This window comes from Mesorhizobium sp. M7A.F.Ca.US.014.04.1.1, from assembly GCF_003998745.1.
Classification (GTDB): Bacteria; Pseudomonadota; Alphaproteobacteria; order Rhizobiales; family Rhizobiaceae; genus Mesorhizobium; species Mesorhizobium ciceri.
In genome coordinates this window covers 1-14,760 of record NZ_RZRW01000082.1, presented here as the reverse complement: position 1 = coordinate 14,760, position 14,760 = coordinate 1, and the positions used below count along the sequence as shown (strand labels likewise).

12 protein-coding genes and 1 pseudogene are annotated in these 14,760 nt (G+C 63.5%); 3 read left to right on the top strand and 10 right to left on the bottom strand.

Features of this window, described 5'->3' with window-relative positions:
• The coding region (locus EOA22_RS08360; protein WP_164755319.1) for an outer membrane protein at nt 1-529 on the top strand (529 nt) is incomplete at its 5' end.
• A gap of 395 nt (nt 530-924) precedes the next feature.
• Here the strand turns inward: EOA22_RS08360 and EOA22_RS08355 are convergent.
• From EOA22_RS08355 to EOA22_RS08340, 4 genes are read right to left on the bottom strand one after another with little or no spacing between them, the layout of a single operon-like run.
• A complete protein-coding gene (locus EOA22_RS08355; protein ID WP_063168591.1) occupies nt 925-1,848 on the bottom strand; it encodes an ABC transporter permease in 924 nt (307 codons plus the stop codon).
• A gap of 14 nt (nt 1,849-1,862) precedes the next feature.
• Entirely contained in the window at nt 1,863-2,921 is a 1,059-nt protein-coding gene (locus EOA22_RS08350; RefSeq protein WP_013530695.1) for an ABC transporter permease, read from the bottom strand.
• On the bottom strand, nt 2,914-4,464 hold the full coding sequence (locus tag EOA22_RS08345; RefSeq protein ID WP_082826499.1) for an ABC transporter ATP-binding protein: 1,551 nt from the start codon (nt 4,462-4,464) through the stop codon (nt 2,914-2,916). Before EOA22_RS08345 ends, EOA22_RS08350 begins: the two co-directional genes overlap by 8 nt.
• Nucleotides 4,464-5,825: a BMP family ABC transporter substrate-binding protein gene (locus tag EOA22_RS08340; RefSeq protein ID WP_164745855.1), complete on the bottom strand. Its 1,362-nt coding sequence runs from the start codon at nt 5,823-5,825 to the stop codon at nt 4,464-4,466. Before EOA22_RS08340 ends, EOA22_RS08345 begins: the two co-directional genes overlap by 1 nt.
• Here EOA22_RS08340 and EOA22_RS08335 point away from each other — a divergent pair.
• On the top strand, nt 5,801-6,760 hold the full coding sequence (locus tag EOA22_RS08335) for a LysR family transcriptional regulator (RefSeq protein WP_013530698.1): 960 nt from the start codon (nt 5,801-5,803) through the stop codon (nt 6,758-6,760). The two genes, EOA22_RS08340 and EOA22_RS08335, sit on opposite strands and share 25 nt — an antisense overlap.
• Nucleotides 6,757-7,818 (top strand): 2-oxoglutarate and iron-dependent oxygenase domain-containing protein, encoded by a 1,062-nt coding sequence (locus EOA22_RS08330; protein WP_063168589.1) that lies wholly within the window; start codon nt 6,757-6,759, stop codon nt 7,816-7,818. The genes EOA22_RS08335 and EOA22_RS08330 overlap by 4 nt, the downstream gene beginning before the upstream one ends.
• Nucleotides 7,819-7,888: 70 nt before the next feature.
• Here EOA22_RS08330 and EOA22_RS08325 read toward each other — a convergent pair whose 3' ends face one another.
• The 6 genes and pseudogenes from EOA22_RS08325 to EOA22_RS38705 all read right to left on the bottom strand — a co-directional run.
• Nucleotides 7,889-8,224 (bottom strand): hypothetical protein, encoded by a 336-nt coding sequence (locus tag EOA22_RS08325; RefSeq protein ID WP_127224178.1) that lies wholly within the window; start codon nt 8,222-8,224, stop codon nt 7,889-7,891.
• A gap of 123 nt (nt 8,225-8,347) precedes the next feature.
• Complete coding sequence (locus EOA22_RS08320) at nt 8,348-10,645, bottom strand: xanthine dehydrogenase family protein molybdopterin-binding subunit (RefSeq protein WP_127389918.1); 2,298 nt, start codon at nt 10,643-10,645, stop codon at nt 8,348-8,350.
• Nucleotides 10,642-11,625 carry a xanthine dehydrogenase family protein subunit M gene (locus EOA22_RS08315; RefSeq protein ID WP_063168587.1) on the bottom strand — a complete coding sequence of 328 codons (984 nt, stop codon included), beginning with the start codon at nt 11,623-11,625 and terminating at the stop codon, nt 10,642-10,644. The genes EOA22_RS08320 and EOA22_RS08315 overlap by 4 nt, the downstream gene beginning before the upstream one ends.
• On the bottom strand, nt 11,622-12,101 hold the full coding sequence (locus EOA22_RS08310; RefSeq protein ID WP_013530702.1) for a (2Fe-2S)-binding protein: 480 nt from the start codon (nt 12,099-12,101) through the stop codon (nt 11,622-11,624). Before EOA22_RS08310 ends, EOA22_RS08315 begins: the two co-directional genes overlap by 4 nt.
• A 232-nt stretch (nt 12,102-12,333) precedes the next feature.
• On the bottom strand, nt 12,334-14,592 hold the full coding sequence (locus EOA22_RS08305; protein ID WP_063168586.1) for a xanthine dehydrogenase family protein molybdopterin-binding subunit: 2,259 nt from the start codon (nt 14,590-14,592) through the stop codon (nt 12,334-12,336).
• A pseudogene (locus EOA22_RS38705) lies at nt 14,582-14,760 on the bottom strand (xanthine dehydrogenase family protein subunit M); the annotation flags it as partial. The gene EOA22_RS08305 and the pseudogene EOA22_RS38705, both read right to left, overlap by 11 nt.

Here is a 14,760-nt window from a genome sequence, read left to right as displayed (position 1 = left end):
CGGGGCCACCGATCTCAACGTTGGCGTCGATCCGAACGGATTTATCGGCGGCGTCCATATCGGCGCGAATTACCAGATGGAGAACAGCTTCGTGATCGGCGCCGAGGCCGACATTGCGTATGGCAACATAGATGGGCTGACGGCCCTCGACGCCGGCGGCGGCGGCGTCACCACGTTGCTCAAGAGCGAACTCAAATGGTCCGGGTCGGCGCGGCTGCGGGCCGGCTATGCTTTCGATCGGACCTTGCCCTACATCACTGCAGGCGTCGCTGCGGCCAAGTATGAGCTTATTGCGGTCAGCGCCGGTGGCCCTGCCGCCGAAGTAACGCTCCACAGCGACAGCCATGTCGGCTGGACGGTTGGCGCCGGCATCGAGCACGCCTTCACCGACAGGTGGATCGCTCGAGCTGAGTATCGCTACTCGGACTTCGGCAGCCAGGACCTCTCGGTGGCCGCCGGCCTGCCCACGGAAACCCATGTCGACCTCCAGACACAGGATATCCGGGTCGGGCTCAGCTACAAGTTCTGATCCGCTGAAGCTGCTGATCTCCCCCTTGAGGGGGGGTGAGGAGTGGTCCGCGCAGCGGACGGAAAGCCAATCGCTTGGCTTTCCGAACGACGAACGCCTGGAACGGAAGCGAAGGGCCGGGTCCGGCAGGCCAGAGGGGGCGGTCCGGCTGGGCTCGGCCTGCTGTTGCGGATGACGTTGGCGCTTTACGCGCGGCGACCCCTCTGTCGTCTCCGTGGCGCTTTGTTCTTGATCTCACGGTTAGTGGCACGCGAATAGGCGTCGAGCGGAGCCGCAGGGTCAGCGCCGGGCGAGGGGGGGACGGCACAGACATCGGCGATCCTTGATGCTTGTCCATGAAATCCGCGAAGTCCAGAAGGATGCGGGCCGCGGGGCTCATGAACCGGGCAAGTTCCTTATTGTTTGTCTTGTCGTAGATAGACCCTGCCGAGGAAGGCCGGCTCGCCGGAGCGCCGGCCGCCCAATGAGCCTGCCACCAGCACGACAAGCGTCAGCAAGTACGGCAAAGTCATCATGAGATAGACAGGAACGTCGGCGCCTATGGCTTGTAGTCTAGGCACAAGCGCATCCGCGCTTCCGAAAAGAAGCGCACCCCAGAGAGCTCGAGCCGCGTTCCAGCGCGAAAAGATGACGAGCGCAACGGCAATCCAGCCGCGCGACGCGACCATTCCCTCCACCCAGACATGACTTGTGGCGACTGAGAGATAGGCTCCGGCGAGACCACAAAACAGCCCGGACGCCAGGACAGCCCCGAACTGAACCAGTTGCACGTCGATACCCGCGACATCCGCGGCGGCCGGGTTTTCCCCGACGGACCTCAACCTGAGGCCATGTCGGCTTTTGGAAAGCCACCACCAGAGCGCGCCGACCAGGATCGGCAGCGCCAGCGTAACCGGGTCCTGCACCGCGAAAATGCGGCCGAATGCCGAACCGCGGTCTATCCCGAAGAGGTCGCCAAGTGTGGAAATGCCAGAAAAGGTCTTCTGCACGTAGGGTCGCCCCACGACCCCGGTGATGCCCAGTCCGATTGCGACGACGGCTAGGCCGGCGAGCGTATGATTGGCGCGCAAGGCGACTGTCGATATTCCAAACAGCAGAGCGAGAGCCATCGCGGCCGCTGAGCCGGCGGCAAGACCAACCCAAGGATCGGCTCCGGAAAGCACCGTCATCGCGCCGGTCATGGCACTGATCGCCATGAGCCCTTCCGCTCCAAGATTGAGAACGCCGGCTCTTTCGCAGATAATGAGGCCGAGGCTCGCCAGCAGCAACGGTGCCGCATAGCTCGGAATGATGGCAATCCAGCCGATCAGAAAATCCATGCAACTGTCCCTTCCTAGTTCTTGGGCCGTTTGAGCGAATAGGAGCTGAAGAACTGCGCCATCAAAATCGACATCAGTACCGCGCCTTGCATCAGCACGATCATCGCTTCGGAGATCGAATAGAAAACCTTCAGGACATTCCCGGCGGTGAACACCGCGCCGAGCGCGAAAGAGATCACGACCACCCACAATGGCTTCGCGCGGGCCAGGTAGGCGATCACGATCGCGCTGAAGAGATAGCCGTTGCCGACGGACTGGTTGAGGCGGTGCTCCGTCCCCGCCACGATCATCATGCCGGCAACGCCTGAGAGAGCGCCGGAGAGCAGCACGAGCCCCACGGCTATGCTGAGCACCGGCAGGCCCGTGGCGAGCGCGGCCTTGGCGTTGAAACCTACAGCATCCGCGTAGAAGCCGACCCGGCTGTGTTCCATGACGAACCAGATGGACAATGCGATAACGGCGACCAGGAAGATTCCGGCATGCAACTGCCCCCATCCCAGAACGAGAAACCAGCTCGCCTCGGGAAAGGTGGCGGTCACGGGAAAGCTGTTGGAAGGGTCTCTCCAGACCCCGAACAGAAGATGCTGCACGAGCAGAAACGCGACGCTTCCCAGCAGCAGGGTCGAAATAACCTCGTTAACGCCCCACTTGAGTTTCAGAAAAAGCGGAATCGCAATCCAGGCGGCTCCCGCAAGCGCCGCCAGAACGAACATCGTCGGCAACCTCAGCACTTCAGGCCCGCTGCCGTTCAGCGCCACCCAGGTTGACGCGATCGCGCCGAGCCATAGCTGGCCCTCCACGCCGATGTTCCAAAACCGCACACGCATGGCAACGCCGGAGGCGAGGCCGACTAGCACCAACGGTAAAGCGGCCGTCGCCGTCTGGGAGAGGCCGTCCGAGGTCAGAAAAGTTGCAATCAGGAACTCATCCACAAGAGCGCTTGCCGGCACGCCCGCATGCACGAGCAGCACCGCCGAAACCGTCAGCCCGACCAACAGTCCGCCAACATAACTGAGACTGGTCAACAAGAAGCCGGGATTTTGCCTGCGAACAAGGAAAGCTGTGTCAAGCATGGCCTGCTAAAAGGCCTCCTATCCATTCAGGCGTGACGTCGCCGGTCTGACGGCAGCCGGCGATCCTTCCTCTGTTCATGACGGCCACCCGATGGGACAGGGACATGACCTCCTGGAGATCCTCGCTGATCAGAAGGCAAGCCGCGCCGGCTTCCACAGCTCTGCGGATCGCCGATCGGACGAACTCGGCCGCTTTCATGTCCAGCCCGCGAGAAGGGGAATGCGCTATGAGAACCTTCAGGCCGTGATCGAGCTCCCGCGCGAGCAACACTTTCTGCGCGTTTCCTCCCGAGAGCAAAGAGGCCGGCCGTTCCGGCGTCGCGCCGCGGATATCGAACGCATCGATGGCCTCGGCGGCCTTCTCGCGCATCGCCCGCCGGCTCAGGAGAAACGGGCCGCCGAAGCTACCGCTGGCGACGGTCGTGAGCGCGAGATTGTCGGCAATGGAAAGCTCCCGGATCAACCCGCTGTCAAAGCGGTCGGAGGGGATGACGCGCAAGCCGGCCTCGCGGCGCTGGTCTGGCTTGGCGGTGGATATGTCCTGGCCATCCAGTACGATCGCGCCGGCGCCGGCACGGTCGAGTCCGAGAAGGCAGGCAACGAGTTCCTCCTGCCCGTTCCCGCCGACGCCGGCGATGCCAAGGATTTCGCCTACATGCAGCTCGAACCCGAGATCGTTCAGGCTTTGCCCGTGAGCGGTCGCCCGTGCGGAAAGCCTTTCCACGCTCAGACACACATCACCCGGCCGAGATAACGGCCTGCCCGCAACCGTCAAGGCATCGCCGACCATCAACCGCGCCACCTCCGCTTCGGTGACGTTCGCAACCCGCGCACCCTCAAGTACGGTCTCGCCGTGCCGCATGACCGTTACCCGGTCGCAGAAAGCGGCAACCTCCCGGAACTTGTGCGTGATCAGAACCACGGCGTGACCTTGCCTCGACAATCGTTGGGCAAAAGAGAGGAGCGTGCGCGCTTCCTCGTCGGTCAGCACCGCCGTCGGTTCGTCCATGACCAGAATTCGGGCGCCCAGAAGCATGACCTTGATGATCTCGGCGCGCTGGCGTTCGGCGATCGAAAGATTCGCTACCAGCTTGTGCGGATCGACGGGCAGGCCGATCTCGCTCGACTTGGCGGAAACGATCGCCGCCGCATCGGTCAGCGTTTTCACAGCAGCCTTGCGGCCGAAGCCGAGGAGAACATTTTCGGCAACCGTAAAACTCTCGACCAGCCGGAAATGCTGATGGACCATGCCGAGACCGGCGGCGGCGGCTTCCAGCGGGCTGCGCAAACTGATCGCTTCGCCGTCGATCGATTGGTCGCCCCCGTCTGCTACATAGACGCCGGCCGCCACGTTCATCAAAGTGGACTTGCCTGCACCGTTCTCACCGACAATGGCATGCACCTCCCCCCATTCGAGACAGAAGGACGCATCGCGGAGCGCGGCTTTGCCGTCAAACGACTTGCCTATGCCGCGCATCAACAGAGCCGCCGGCGTGCCCAGCGGTCGTCGCATGTCGCCCGCTTGCTGAAGCGCCGTCGTCATTACTTCGCCGGCATGGTGCCGATGACACCGTCGACGAAATAGTCCATCGACCAGAGCGCCGCATCGTCGACCTTCCCGCCGACATCGACAACGATGGTGCCGTCTTGCTTTTTCAGAGGGCCCTGGAATGGATCAAGCTTGCCGGCGATGATCTCCTGCTTTGCTGCTTCAACCTTTGCCTTGGTCTCCTCGGAAACCGAGGGGCCAAAAGGAGCAAGATCGACCACGCCGGTTTCAAGGCCTTCGAAAGCGCCGTATTCCTCGGGTTTCCAGTTGCCGTCGATGATCTCCTTGATCGTCGGCACAAGATATTTCTCCCAGCGGAAGATGACGGAGGTCTGGATCGTCCGCGGCGCGGCATGCGACATGTCGAGCTGAAAGCCTATCGAAGGAACGCCTGCCTTTTCGGCGGCGTCGAGCGCCGAGGTCGCGCTCAGATTCGTGGCGAGCACGTCGGCCTTCTGGTCGAGAATGGCCTGGGCGATCTGCCCTTCCTTCACCGGGTCCCACCAGGAGTTGGCGAAGACCGCGACCGTTTCGATCGTAGGATCGACCGAACGGGCCCCGAGTGCAAAACTGTTGATATCCCAGTTCACCACGCCGACCGGAAAGCCGGCGAGGATGCCGATCTTCTTCGTCTTCGTCGCCTGTCCTGCCGCGATGCCTGCAAGGTACCAACCCTGGTAAGTGCGGGCATAGAAGCTTTCCATGTTGGCCCCATTCTCCGTGCCCGAAGCACTGAGAAACGCCACATTCGGATAGGCTTTGGCCGCTTCGGCCATTGGGGCGCTGTAGCCATAGGTGGTGCCGATTATGATGTTGAAGCCGCGCTTGACGTAGAGATCGATCGCCGCGCGCAGCTTAGTGGCCTCTTCCGGTATGTTCTCCGTCACCGAGACGGGCACCTGTAGCTGTTCCTCCAAGGCCTTGCGGCCGGCCTCGAGGGCTTCGTTCCATCCGCCGTCTTGCGCTGAACTTGCGTAGATGAACGCGACCTTGGGCGCCCCTTCCAGAGTAAAGGCATAAGCGCCGGACGTAGCACAGAATACGAAAACCGTGGCCGCCGCCGCGAACAGGCGAACTGAGTCGGACGGCTTCGTGTTGCGCTCTTTCATTTCGTGGTTCCCCTTGTTTTTCTTTGATTTTCTCAGCCGGAAGCACGCCGCGCCCATGCAGCTTCCCTGCACGGTGACGATTGCCGCCGGAGCGTCTTTTTTGATTTGGCAAAAGCGAATTGGCTCTTGTGCAGTGCATAACAGCCGATTACGTTCGTTCATGCAACAAAAATAATCATGCTCATTTTTTGGGCACTTTGTGCAGAAATGTGAACGATCAAATGAACACCGATGCTCTGGCATCATTTGTAAAAATCGCGGAACTGCGGTCATTGTCGGCCGCGGCGAAGTTGTACGGCCTGCCCAAATCCACGCTCAGTCTCCGGCTCAAGCAGCTTGAAGACGATCTGAAGGTCGCTCTGTTCGAGCGCTCCGGCCGTGTCCTGTTGCTCACGGAAGCAGGGCAAACCCTGCTCGGGCACGCGCGGCAGATCCTGCAAAGCTGCGATACGGCGCGGGCCGCCGTGACGGAACTGAGCGACGACGTGACCGGAACCTTGCGGATCGGCGCCACGGGGGAGTTCGGCACGGCCTACTACACGCAGATGCTCATGGCGTTCAGAAAGCTCTACCCCAAGGTGGAAATCGAACTCACCTTCTTTTCGCCGCACGTTCTCTACGCGCCAGAGAGCCTCGATATGCTCGACGCCGTGATTTCATGGGACGAAGGTATCGAAGTCGGCGAAACGCTCTCCACCGCAAAATTCGCACTCTTTGCCAGCAAGAGTTATGTCGAGCGTGCCGGGATGCCACGAAAACCCGCCGATTTGGCGGAACACCAGGGCATTGTCTATCGCACCTCGGCGGGCCTGCAGCACTGGCGGCTACAGAAAGGTACCGCGCAGGAAAGTATCTTGCCGCGCAGCAACCTGATCGCCAACGAATACTGGACTATCAAGTACTTCGCCGTTGCGGGCGAGGGCATTGCCTATCTACCGCACTTCTTCACCACGATCGAGTGTGAACGCGGCCACCTCATTCCGTTGCTCGACACATGGGAGTCCGCGGAAAAGCGGGTCAGCATCCGCATATCGCGCCCGCACGCCCCATCGCGTAAGATGACCGCGTTCATGGATGTCTGCGGCCGCTACTTCTCGCCCGGCTTCGTTTTCACGGGGCCGCGCTACTACGTCGAAACAATCTTCGATGCAAGCCAGCAAGAAAAGGGAACAGAAAAATGAAGGTCCTTGAAACCGGTAATGGCGCGCGTGCAATGAAAGGGGGAGGGCTCGACCCGCAGCGTGTCAGCTTCGACAAGATCCCGATCATCGATCTCGAGCCCATGTTCGCAGGCAACGAGGCGGCCAAGCGAAAGCTCGCCCAGGAACTGCGCAAGGCCTGCACGGAAGTCGGCTTCCTCTATATCAAGAACCATCACGTTCCGAAGGAGGTCATCGATGCCGCGTTTGGGGTGGCGGAGGTGTATTTCGCCGAATCCGACGACGTGAAGATGGAGAATCACGTTTCCAATTCAAAGAATAATCGCGGTTATGCGGCAATATTGGAAGAGAATACGGATCCGACCGCGCGCGGAGACCTGCACGAATCGTATGATATTGCGCTGGATGTGCCAGCCGACGATCCGGACGTGAAGGCCGGCAAAGTACTCTACGGTCCCAACCAGTGGCCAGCGGGCAGGCCGGAATTCCGAACGGCACTGGAAGCCTACCATGCCGAGATGCTGACGCTGAGTGGCCACCTGCTCCATGCCTTTGCTCTGGCTCTTGGGTTGGAGGAGACATATTTCGACCTGCTGGTCGGCAAGCCGCTCGCAACTTTGCGGGTGCTCCACTATCCACCGCAGTTTGGCGAGATCGATGACCGCCAGATCGGAATTGGGGCGCATTCGGACTATGAGTGCTTCACGATCCTGGCCCAGAAGGATGGTATTTCAGCCTTGCAGGTACTGAATGCAACTGGCGAGTGGATTGCGGCCGATCCCGTCCCCGGCTGCTTCGTCGTCAATGTGGGAGATCAGATGGCGCGTTGGACCAATGACCTTTTCGCCTCGACCGTCCACCGCGCGGTGAATCGTTCCGGCAAAGAACGCTATTCGATCCCGTTCTTCTTCGGTCCAAACTATGATGCCGTGATCGAGGTGCTTCCCAGTTGCATTGATGAGGATCATCCTGCGAAGTACCCTCCGATCACGTCGGGCGAATACGTCAACGGCCGCTTCAAGGCGACATTTGCGCACTATGCCGCGCAAAGCGAGGCCGGCGCCGAAACCGCGGCTTAAGCGGATAATCCTGTCATGCGCGGCCGCTCCTGTGGCCGCGCGTCGCATACCCGCCGTCCGTTGACCGAGATCAATATGATAGCACCCTCGATGGGTAGCGTCGGGTTAACTGGTTAGCCATGGCGTCACCAGAAGAACCCATTTCGGTTTGACGGTGGATGTGGCTAATTTTTCGGCTTTGAGGGCTTGGTGGAGCGCGGTCTTGCCGATTTGGGCTTTGAGCAGCAACGGAGCAGAAAACCTGCATAAGGAAGTCACGGCTCGTCGTCCGGGTCAGCGGTTTTCGGATCGCGTGGCGGGCCTCGGTTTCGGCTATGGCCGCGGCAAGGCACAGCCAGTCGGCGATGCTGAGGGGGGTAATGTTTTCAGGGGGCATTTTGCCGGTGCCAAAATGGATGTCGCTCATGGTCTTACCCCTTGATGGTTGCGCGAGTGCTGAAGGTGAAAGTGTGGAGGGAGCACCACCGCCCGAAGCTGCGGCCTGGCCTCCCCACAAGGGGACCCTCAAGGGGTAGATCGGCCACCGCCCTTAAATCAGCTTCTCCAGCGTGATCGGCAGATCCCTGATCCTCTTTCCCGTCGCATGGAATACCGCGTTGGCAATCGCCGGCGCCACGCCGACAATGGCCAGTTCGCCAACGCCCTTGCCGCCGAGCACCGAGGAATGCAGGTCGGGGATGCCGACCGAGATCACCTCGATGTCGGGGATGTCGGCATTGGTCGGCACGAGGTAGTCGGCGAGGTTGTCATTGACGATGCGGCCGTGGCGGCGGTCGACGATGCCTTCTTCCAATAGCGCCTGGCCGATGCCCATGATGATGCCGCCCTTCCATTGGCTTTCGGCAAGTTTCGGGTTGTAGAGCCGGCCCGAATCCAGCGCCGACACCACACGCGATACACGCACCGTGCCGAAATCCTCGTCGACGCGCACTTCGATGAAATGCGCGCACCAGGAGTGGCGGGAATAGTCGCCCTCGGTGTGCGGCACCGACATGGCGATGGTGGTGTAGTTCTTGTAGCGTTCATCTGGCGTCGAATTGGCCGGCATGGTGTCGCCGGTGGCTTCGATGTGGTCGCGGCCGACGCACTTGAGCAGTTCGGCGACGGAGACATCGGGGCCGTCGCCGCGCGGCGAAGCGATACGGCCATTGGCGACGACCAGCGTGTTGGCCTGCAGCGCGTGGAAGGGCGAGCGTGGATCGCTGATGGCGAGGCCCACCAACTGGTCGAGGGCCGAGGTTGCCGCCTTGTAGACCGCACCCGTCATCACGCCGGCCAGCCGCGAACCGCCGGTGACGCCGGCGCGCGGAAAGCGGGAGTCACCGAGCTTCACCACCACGTCGTCAGCTCGCACGCCGAGCGTTTCGGCGGCGGTCTGCGCCAGGATGGTGTAGGTGCCCTGGCCCATGTCGATCGAGGAGCTTTCGACCTCGACCGAACCATCGGCCAGGATGCGCACGAGCGCCTCGCCATAGGCGCGTCGCACCGGATAGGTGCCGGCGGCGACGCCCCAGCCGATCAACTGGTTGCCGTCGCGCATCGAGCGCGGTTCGGGTGTGCGCCTGGACCAGCCGAAGCGTTCGGCGCCTGCAGCAAAAGCCTCGCGCAACTGCCTGGTCGACCAGGCTTTTTTGGCATGTGGATCCTGCTCGGCATAGTTTCGGAGCCGGATCTCCAGCGGATCGATGCCGACCTCGTAGGCAAGCTCGTCGATGGCGCTTTCGATGCCGAAGGCTGAGGGGTTTTCGCCCGGCGCGCGCATGGCGCCCGGCACCACCGAATTGACCCGTACGACATTCTGCTTCGAGGAGAAATTCGGCGTTGTGTACATGATCGAGGTGACCGATCCGAGCGGCTCGACCCACATGCCGTCGATGGATGTTTCATTGACGCCGCGATGCACGATCGACTGGATCTTTCCCTGCACGTCGGCGCCGATCGTCACCGTCTGGCGCGTCGCCGCGCGGCCGCCATAGCCGGTAAAAGTCTGCGGCCGGGTCATCACCAGCCGCACCGGCCGGCCGAGCATTTTGGCCGCACAGGCGGCCACCGCGCCATGGCTGAGCGCCAGCGCCTTGGAGCCGAAGCCGCCGCCAATATAGGGCGACACCAGCCGCACGTTCTCGAACGGCACACCGAACCATTCGGCATAGGTGCGCGCCATGCCGTCCAGCCATTGGCTCGGCTCCCACACGGTGAGGTGGTCGCCCTCCCAGCGGGCGATCAGGCCATGCGGCTCCATCGGCGCCTGGTACTCGCGCGGCGTGTTGTAGGCGGCGCAGATGCGGACCGGCGCCGAGGCGAACGCACCTTGCGCGTCGCCCCATTCCTTGGTCATGGCATCGATCGCGATGCCATCGCCGGCTTTGGCGTCGCTGAGGTCGACGATGGCAGGCGTTTCCTCATAGCTGACCTTGACCAGTGCCGCCGCCGCGACCGCCCGCTCGAAGGTCTCGGCGACCACGGCGGCGACATGCTGACCCGAAAAGGTGATGTCGCGCGCGAGCGGGCAATACGGCTTGTCGGGCGGCGGCGTGCCGAACCAGTCCGCCGCGGTCCTCAGGCTGATGATGGTGTCCGGCGTCAGCACCTGCAGCACGCCGGGCGCCACCTCGGCGGCAGTGGTGTCGATCGCGCGCACCTTGCCCGATGCAATCGTGCTCTCGACCAGGACGGCGTAGGCGAGGCCTTCGAGCTGCTGCTCGACGGCGTATTTCGCCGCACCGGTGATCTTGGCCGGGCCGTCGATGCGCGACAGCCGGCCGCCGACGGCTTCGGCAAAAGCGCCGTCGGACGCATCCCCATGCCTGATGTTGTGAACGGTCATGCCGTCTCTCCCAATTTGCGGATGGCGCGGGCGACGACGCGCGGCGCCAGTTCGACCTTGTAGTGGTTGGCGCCATGGTCGACAGAGCCTTCGACGGCGAGCAGGCTGGCGGCGCGCACAGTGTCCGGCTCCAGCACCTTGCCCTTCAGCGCGTTTTCCACGGCCCGCGCACGCCACGGCTTGGTCGCGACGCCGCCAAGCGCGACGCGCAAATCGCGGATCGTTCGGCCGTCAGGTTCGAACTCAATGCCGACCGCCGCGCTCGCGGCGGCAAACTCATAGGATTGCCGGTCGCGGATCTTGAGATAAGTCGAACGCCGGGCAGGGGCCGAGCCGGGGATCTCGATCGCGGTGATCATCTCGCCCGGTTCGATCGCGTGTTCCCGATCCGGCGTGGTGCCGGGCAGCAGGAAAAAGTCGTCGACCGGGATGTGGCGCTCGCCCAGATGCACGATCGCATCGAAGGCGACCAGCGCCACGGCGAGGTCGCCCGGATACATGGCGATGCACGCGTCGCTGATGCCAAGCACCGCATGGCCACGGGTAACGCCGCCGATCGCCGAACAGCCAGAGCCGGGCTCACGCTTGTTGCAGGCTGGGAAATTCGCGGGATCGCGGAAATAAGGGCAGCGCGTGCGCTGCATCAGATTGCCGCCGATGGTCGCCATGTTGCGGATCTGCGCGGAAGCCGCCTGCCACAGGGCTTCGGAAATGGCGGGGAAGCTACTCTTGATGTCGGCATGGTCGGCGACATGGCTCATCCTGGCCAGTGCGCCGATGGTGACGCCGCGCTCGTTCACCTCGATCCTGCCCAACCCCTTGAGATGGGTGATGTCGACCAGCGTCTCGGGCTCGGCGACGCCGCATTTGGCGAGGTCGATCAGCGTGGTGCCGCCGGCCAAGAGCATGGCGCCGGGCAGGGCGGCCGCCTGGCGTGCCGCATCGAGCGAATTGGCGCGCACATACGAAAAATCCCTCATGATGCGGCCTCCAATGCTGCCTGGCGGACAGCGGCGACGATGTGCGGATAGGCGCCGCAGCGGCAGAGGTTGCCGGCCATATACTCGCGGATTTCTTCGTCGGAGCCGGCATGGCCTTCGCGGATGCAGGCGACCGCCGACATGATCTGGCCCGGCGTACAATAGCCGCACTGGAAGGCGTCCTGTTCGAGGAAGGCAGCCTGCACGGGATGCATTTCGCCCTCCCGTGCAAGCCCCTCTATGGTGGTGACGGTGCGGCCCTCGACTTGTGCGGCCAGCGTCAGGCAGGCCAGCACGCGCTCGCCGTCGATATGCACGGTGCAGGCGCCGCACTGGCCGTGGTCGCAGCCCTTCTTGGTTCCGGTCAGGCCGAGGCGATCGCGCAAGGCATCGAGCAGCGTGACGCGCGGCTCGAGTTGCAGATCGTGATCACGGCCGTTGATGTCGAGATGAACTGGGATCGTTGTTTTGGTCATGGGCGTCGGGCTCCAGTTGCTTGACGCGAAGTCGTTGATTTCATCTTTGGCAGCCGGCGGGGACCTGGCGCCGGCTGTGCGGCCCTTCGCTGCCGCTCCCCGCCTTCGGGCGTTCAGCCCCTTAAAAAGGTCCACTGGACTTTTTGGTGCGCCCGAAGGCGGACCGGGCCTTCACCATTCGTCGTTCGGGAAGCCAAGCAATTGGCTTCCCATCCGCTAGGTGGACCACTCCTCACCCCAGCAGGTCCTCGATGCGGACCGGAAAGCGCCGCGGCCGCACGCCGGTCGCATGCCAGACCGCATTGGCGACGGCGCCGGCCGTGCCGGTGATGCCGATTTCGCCGACGCCCTTGATGCCGAGCGCGTTGACGTGAGGGTCGTCCTCGTGGACCAGCAACGCCTCGACCGATGGAACGTCGGCATTCACCGGGACATGATATTCGGCGAGGTTGGCATTCTGGATCCGGCCAGAGCGCCGGTCGGTGATGGCTTCCTCATGCAGCGCGAACGAGACGCCCCAGATCATGCCGCCATAATACTGGCTGCGCACCAGCCTGGGATTGATGACCCGTCCGGCGGCGAACGCACCGACCAGCCTTGTGACACGGATCTGGCCAAAATCCGGATCGACCTTCACCTCGGCAAACACGGCGCCATGCGCGTGCTTGGCATAGGCCTCCTGAGACGCCGGGTCGGGAGCGCCCTTGCCGTGGCCCTCGATCTCGGTGAGGCCCGCGCGCGTGAGGATTTCGGCGTAGCTTTCACCGCGGCTTTCATCGTCGCGCCGATAGAGGCGGCCGCCGCGCGCCAGCACGCCTTCATTGCCGGCGCCGTAGAGCGGCGAGCCCTCGTCGCCGGTGGCGAGATCGGCGAGCCTGGCGATGACGGCGGCGCCCGCATTGTGGATCGCCATGCCGGCCGTCGCCGTGTGGCCGGAGCCGCCGGCAATGCCTGCATTGGGCAGATCGGAGCTGCCGGCCCTGAAATCGACCTGGTCGATATCCAGTCCCAGTCCGTCGGCGGCGATCTGGGCGAAGGCGGTCCAGGCGCCTTGCCCCATGTCCTGAGCGCCGGTCTCCATCACGCCGCTGCCATCGGCTCTCAGCACCGCCCGCGCTTCGGCCTGGAACATGATCGCCGGGAAGGTCGCCGTGCCCATGCCCCAGCCGGTCAGGAAACCGTCGGCGTCGCGCATCAGCCGAGGCTGAAGCGGGCGGCTCGCCCAGCCGAACGTCTCGGCCGCTTGCCTGTAGCATTCGCGCAGCGCCTTGGAGGAAAACGGCTTGCCGGTCATCGGCTCGACCTCGGCATAGTTCCGCAGCCGGAATTCCAGCGGGTCCATGCCGCAGGCGTAGGCTGCCTCATCGATAGCGCTCTCCAGCGCGATCGAGCCGGTGGCTTCGCCGGGCGCCCGCATGAACAGCGGCGTACCGGTATCGAGCCGCACCGCATCGTGCGAGGTGGCGATGGCCGGGCTGGCATAGAGCGTGTGCGAGGCATCCGCCGCCGGTTCGAAGAAATCGTCGAACGTGCTCGACGCGGTCTTGGCGTGATGGTCGAGTGCCGTCAGCCGCCCTTCGCCATCCATGCCCATGCGCAGCGTCTGGCGCGTCGGCGCACGGTGGCCGACCGGCCCGTACATCTGCTCACGTCGCAGCACCAGCTTGACCGGACGGCCGACGAGACGCGCCGCCAGGATGCCGAGCACCTGCGGCCCGGAGATCATGCCTTTCGAACCGAAGCCGCCACCCAGGAACGGGCTGCGGATGTGGATGTTCTCCGGCGCGATGCCGAACAGGCCGGCGATGCGGCCCTGCGCCATGGCAAGGCCCTGGCTCGGTGTGTCGATCGACAGTGTGTCGCCTTCCCAGGCGACGACGATCGCATGCGGCTCCATGGCGTTGTGGTACTGGGCCGGCGTCTCGTAGGTGGCTTCGATCCGCGTCTTTGCGGATTTAAGGCCGACCTCGACATCGCCCTTGTGCTGCACGGCCGGACCGCCGACGCCGACAGCACGCGGCACGAAATTTTCGGCGCCGTCGAGGCCAACGCGCGCCGGCATCACTTCATAGCGCGGCGACAGCAGCGCCGCCCCCTCGGTCGCCGCCTCCAGCGTCTCGGCGATCACCACGGCGATGCTCTGATTGGGGTAGCGGACCTGGTCGTTCTGCAAGAGGTCGAGCCGGAACATGAAGGGATGGTCCTTGGCGTCCGGATCGGCAGCGAGCGCTGGCCGGTTCTTGGGCGTCATCACCTCGACCACGCCTCTGTATGCCTTGGCCGCCTCGACATCCAGCGCGGCGACGCGGCCGCGTGCGATGCTGCTGACCGCCAGCACGGCGTAGAGCATGCCGGGCGGATGGTTGTCGGCGGCATAGCGCGCGGCTCCGGTGACTTTCAGAAAGCCGTCGCGGCGGGTCAGCGGCTGGCCGATGCTAGAGCCTTGCCGGGCATGGGCGGGTTGCTGGTTGAGGCTGAGTTCAAGCGTCATGGCGCGCTCCAGGAATGTTCGAGAACGGGGAGGCAGGAAGGGCCGGCAGACGCTCGGGCGTTCCCGAAAGCGCAGAGATCAGCGCCCTGATCACGATGCGGCGGGCAAGCTCGCTCTTGAAGGGATTGTCGCCGGAAGGGCTGGGATCGGGCAAGGGAGCGTCCGAGG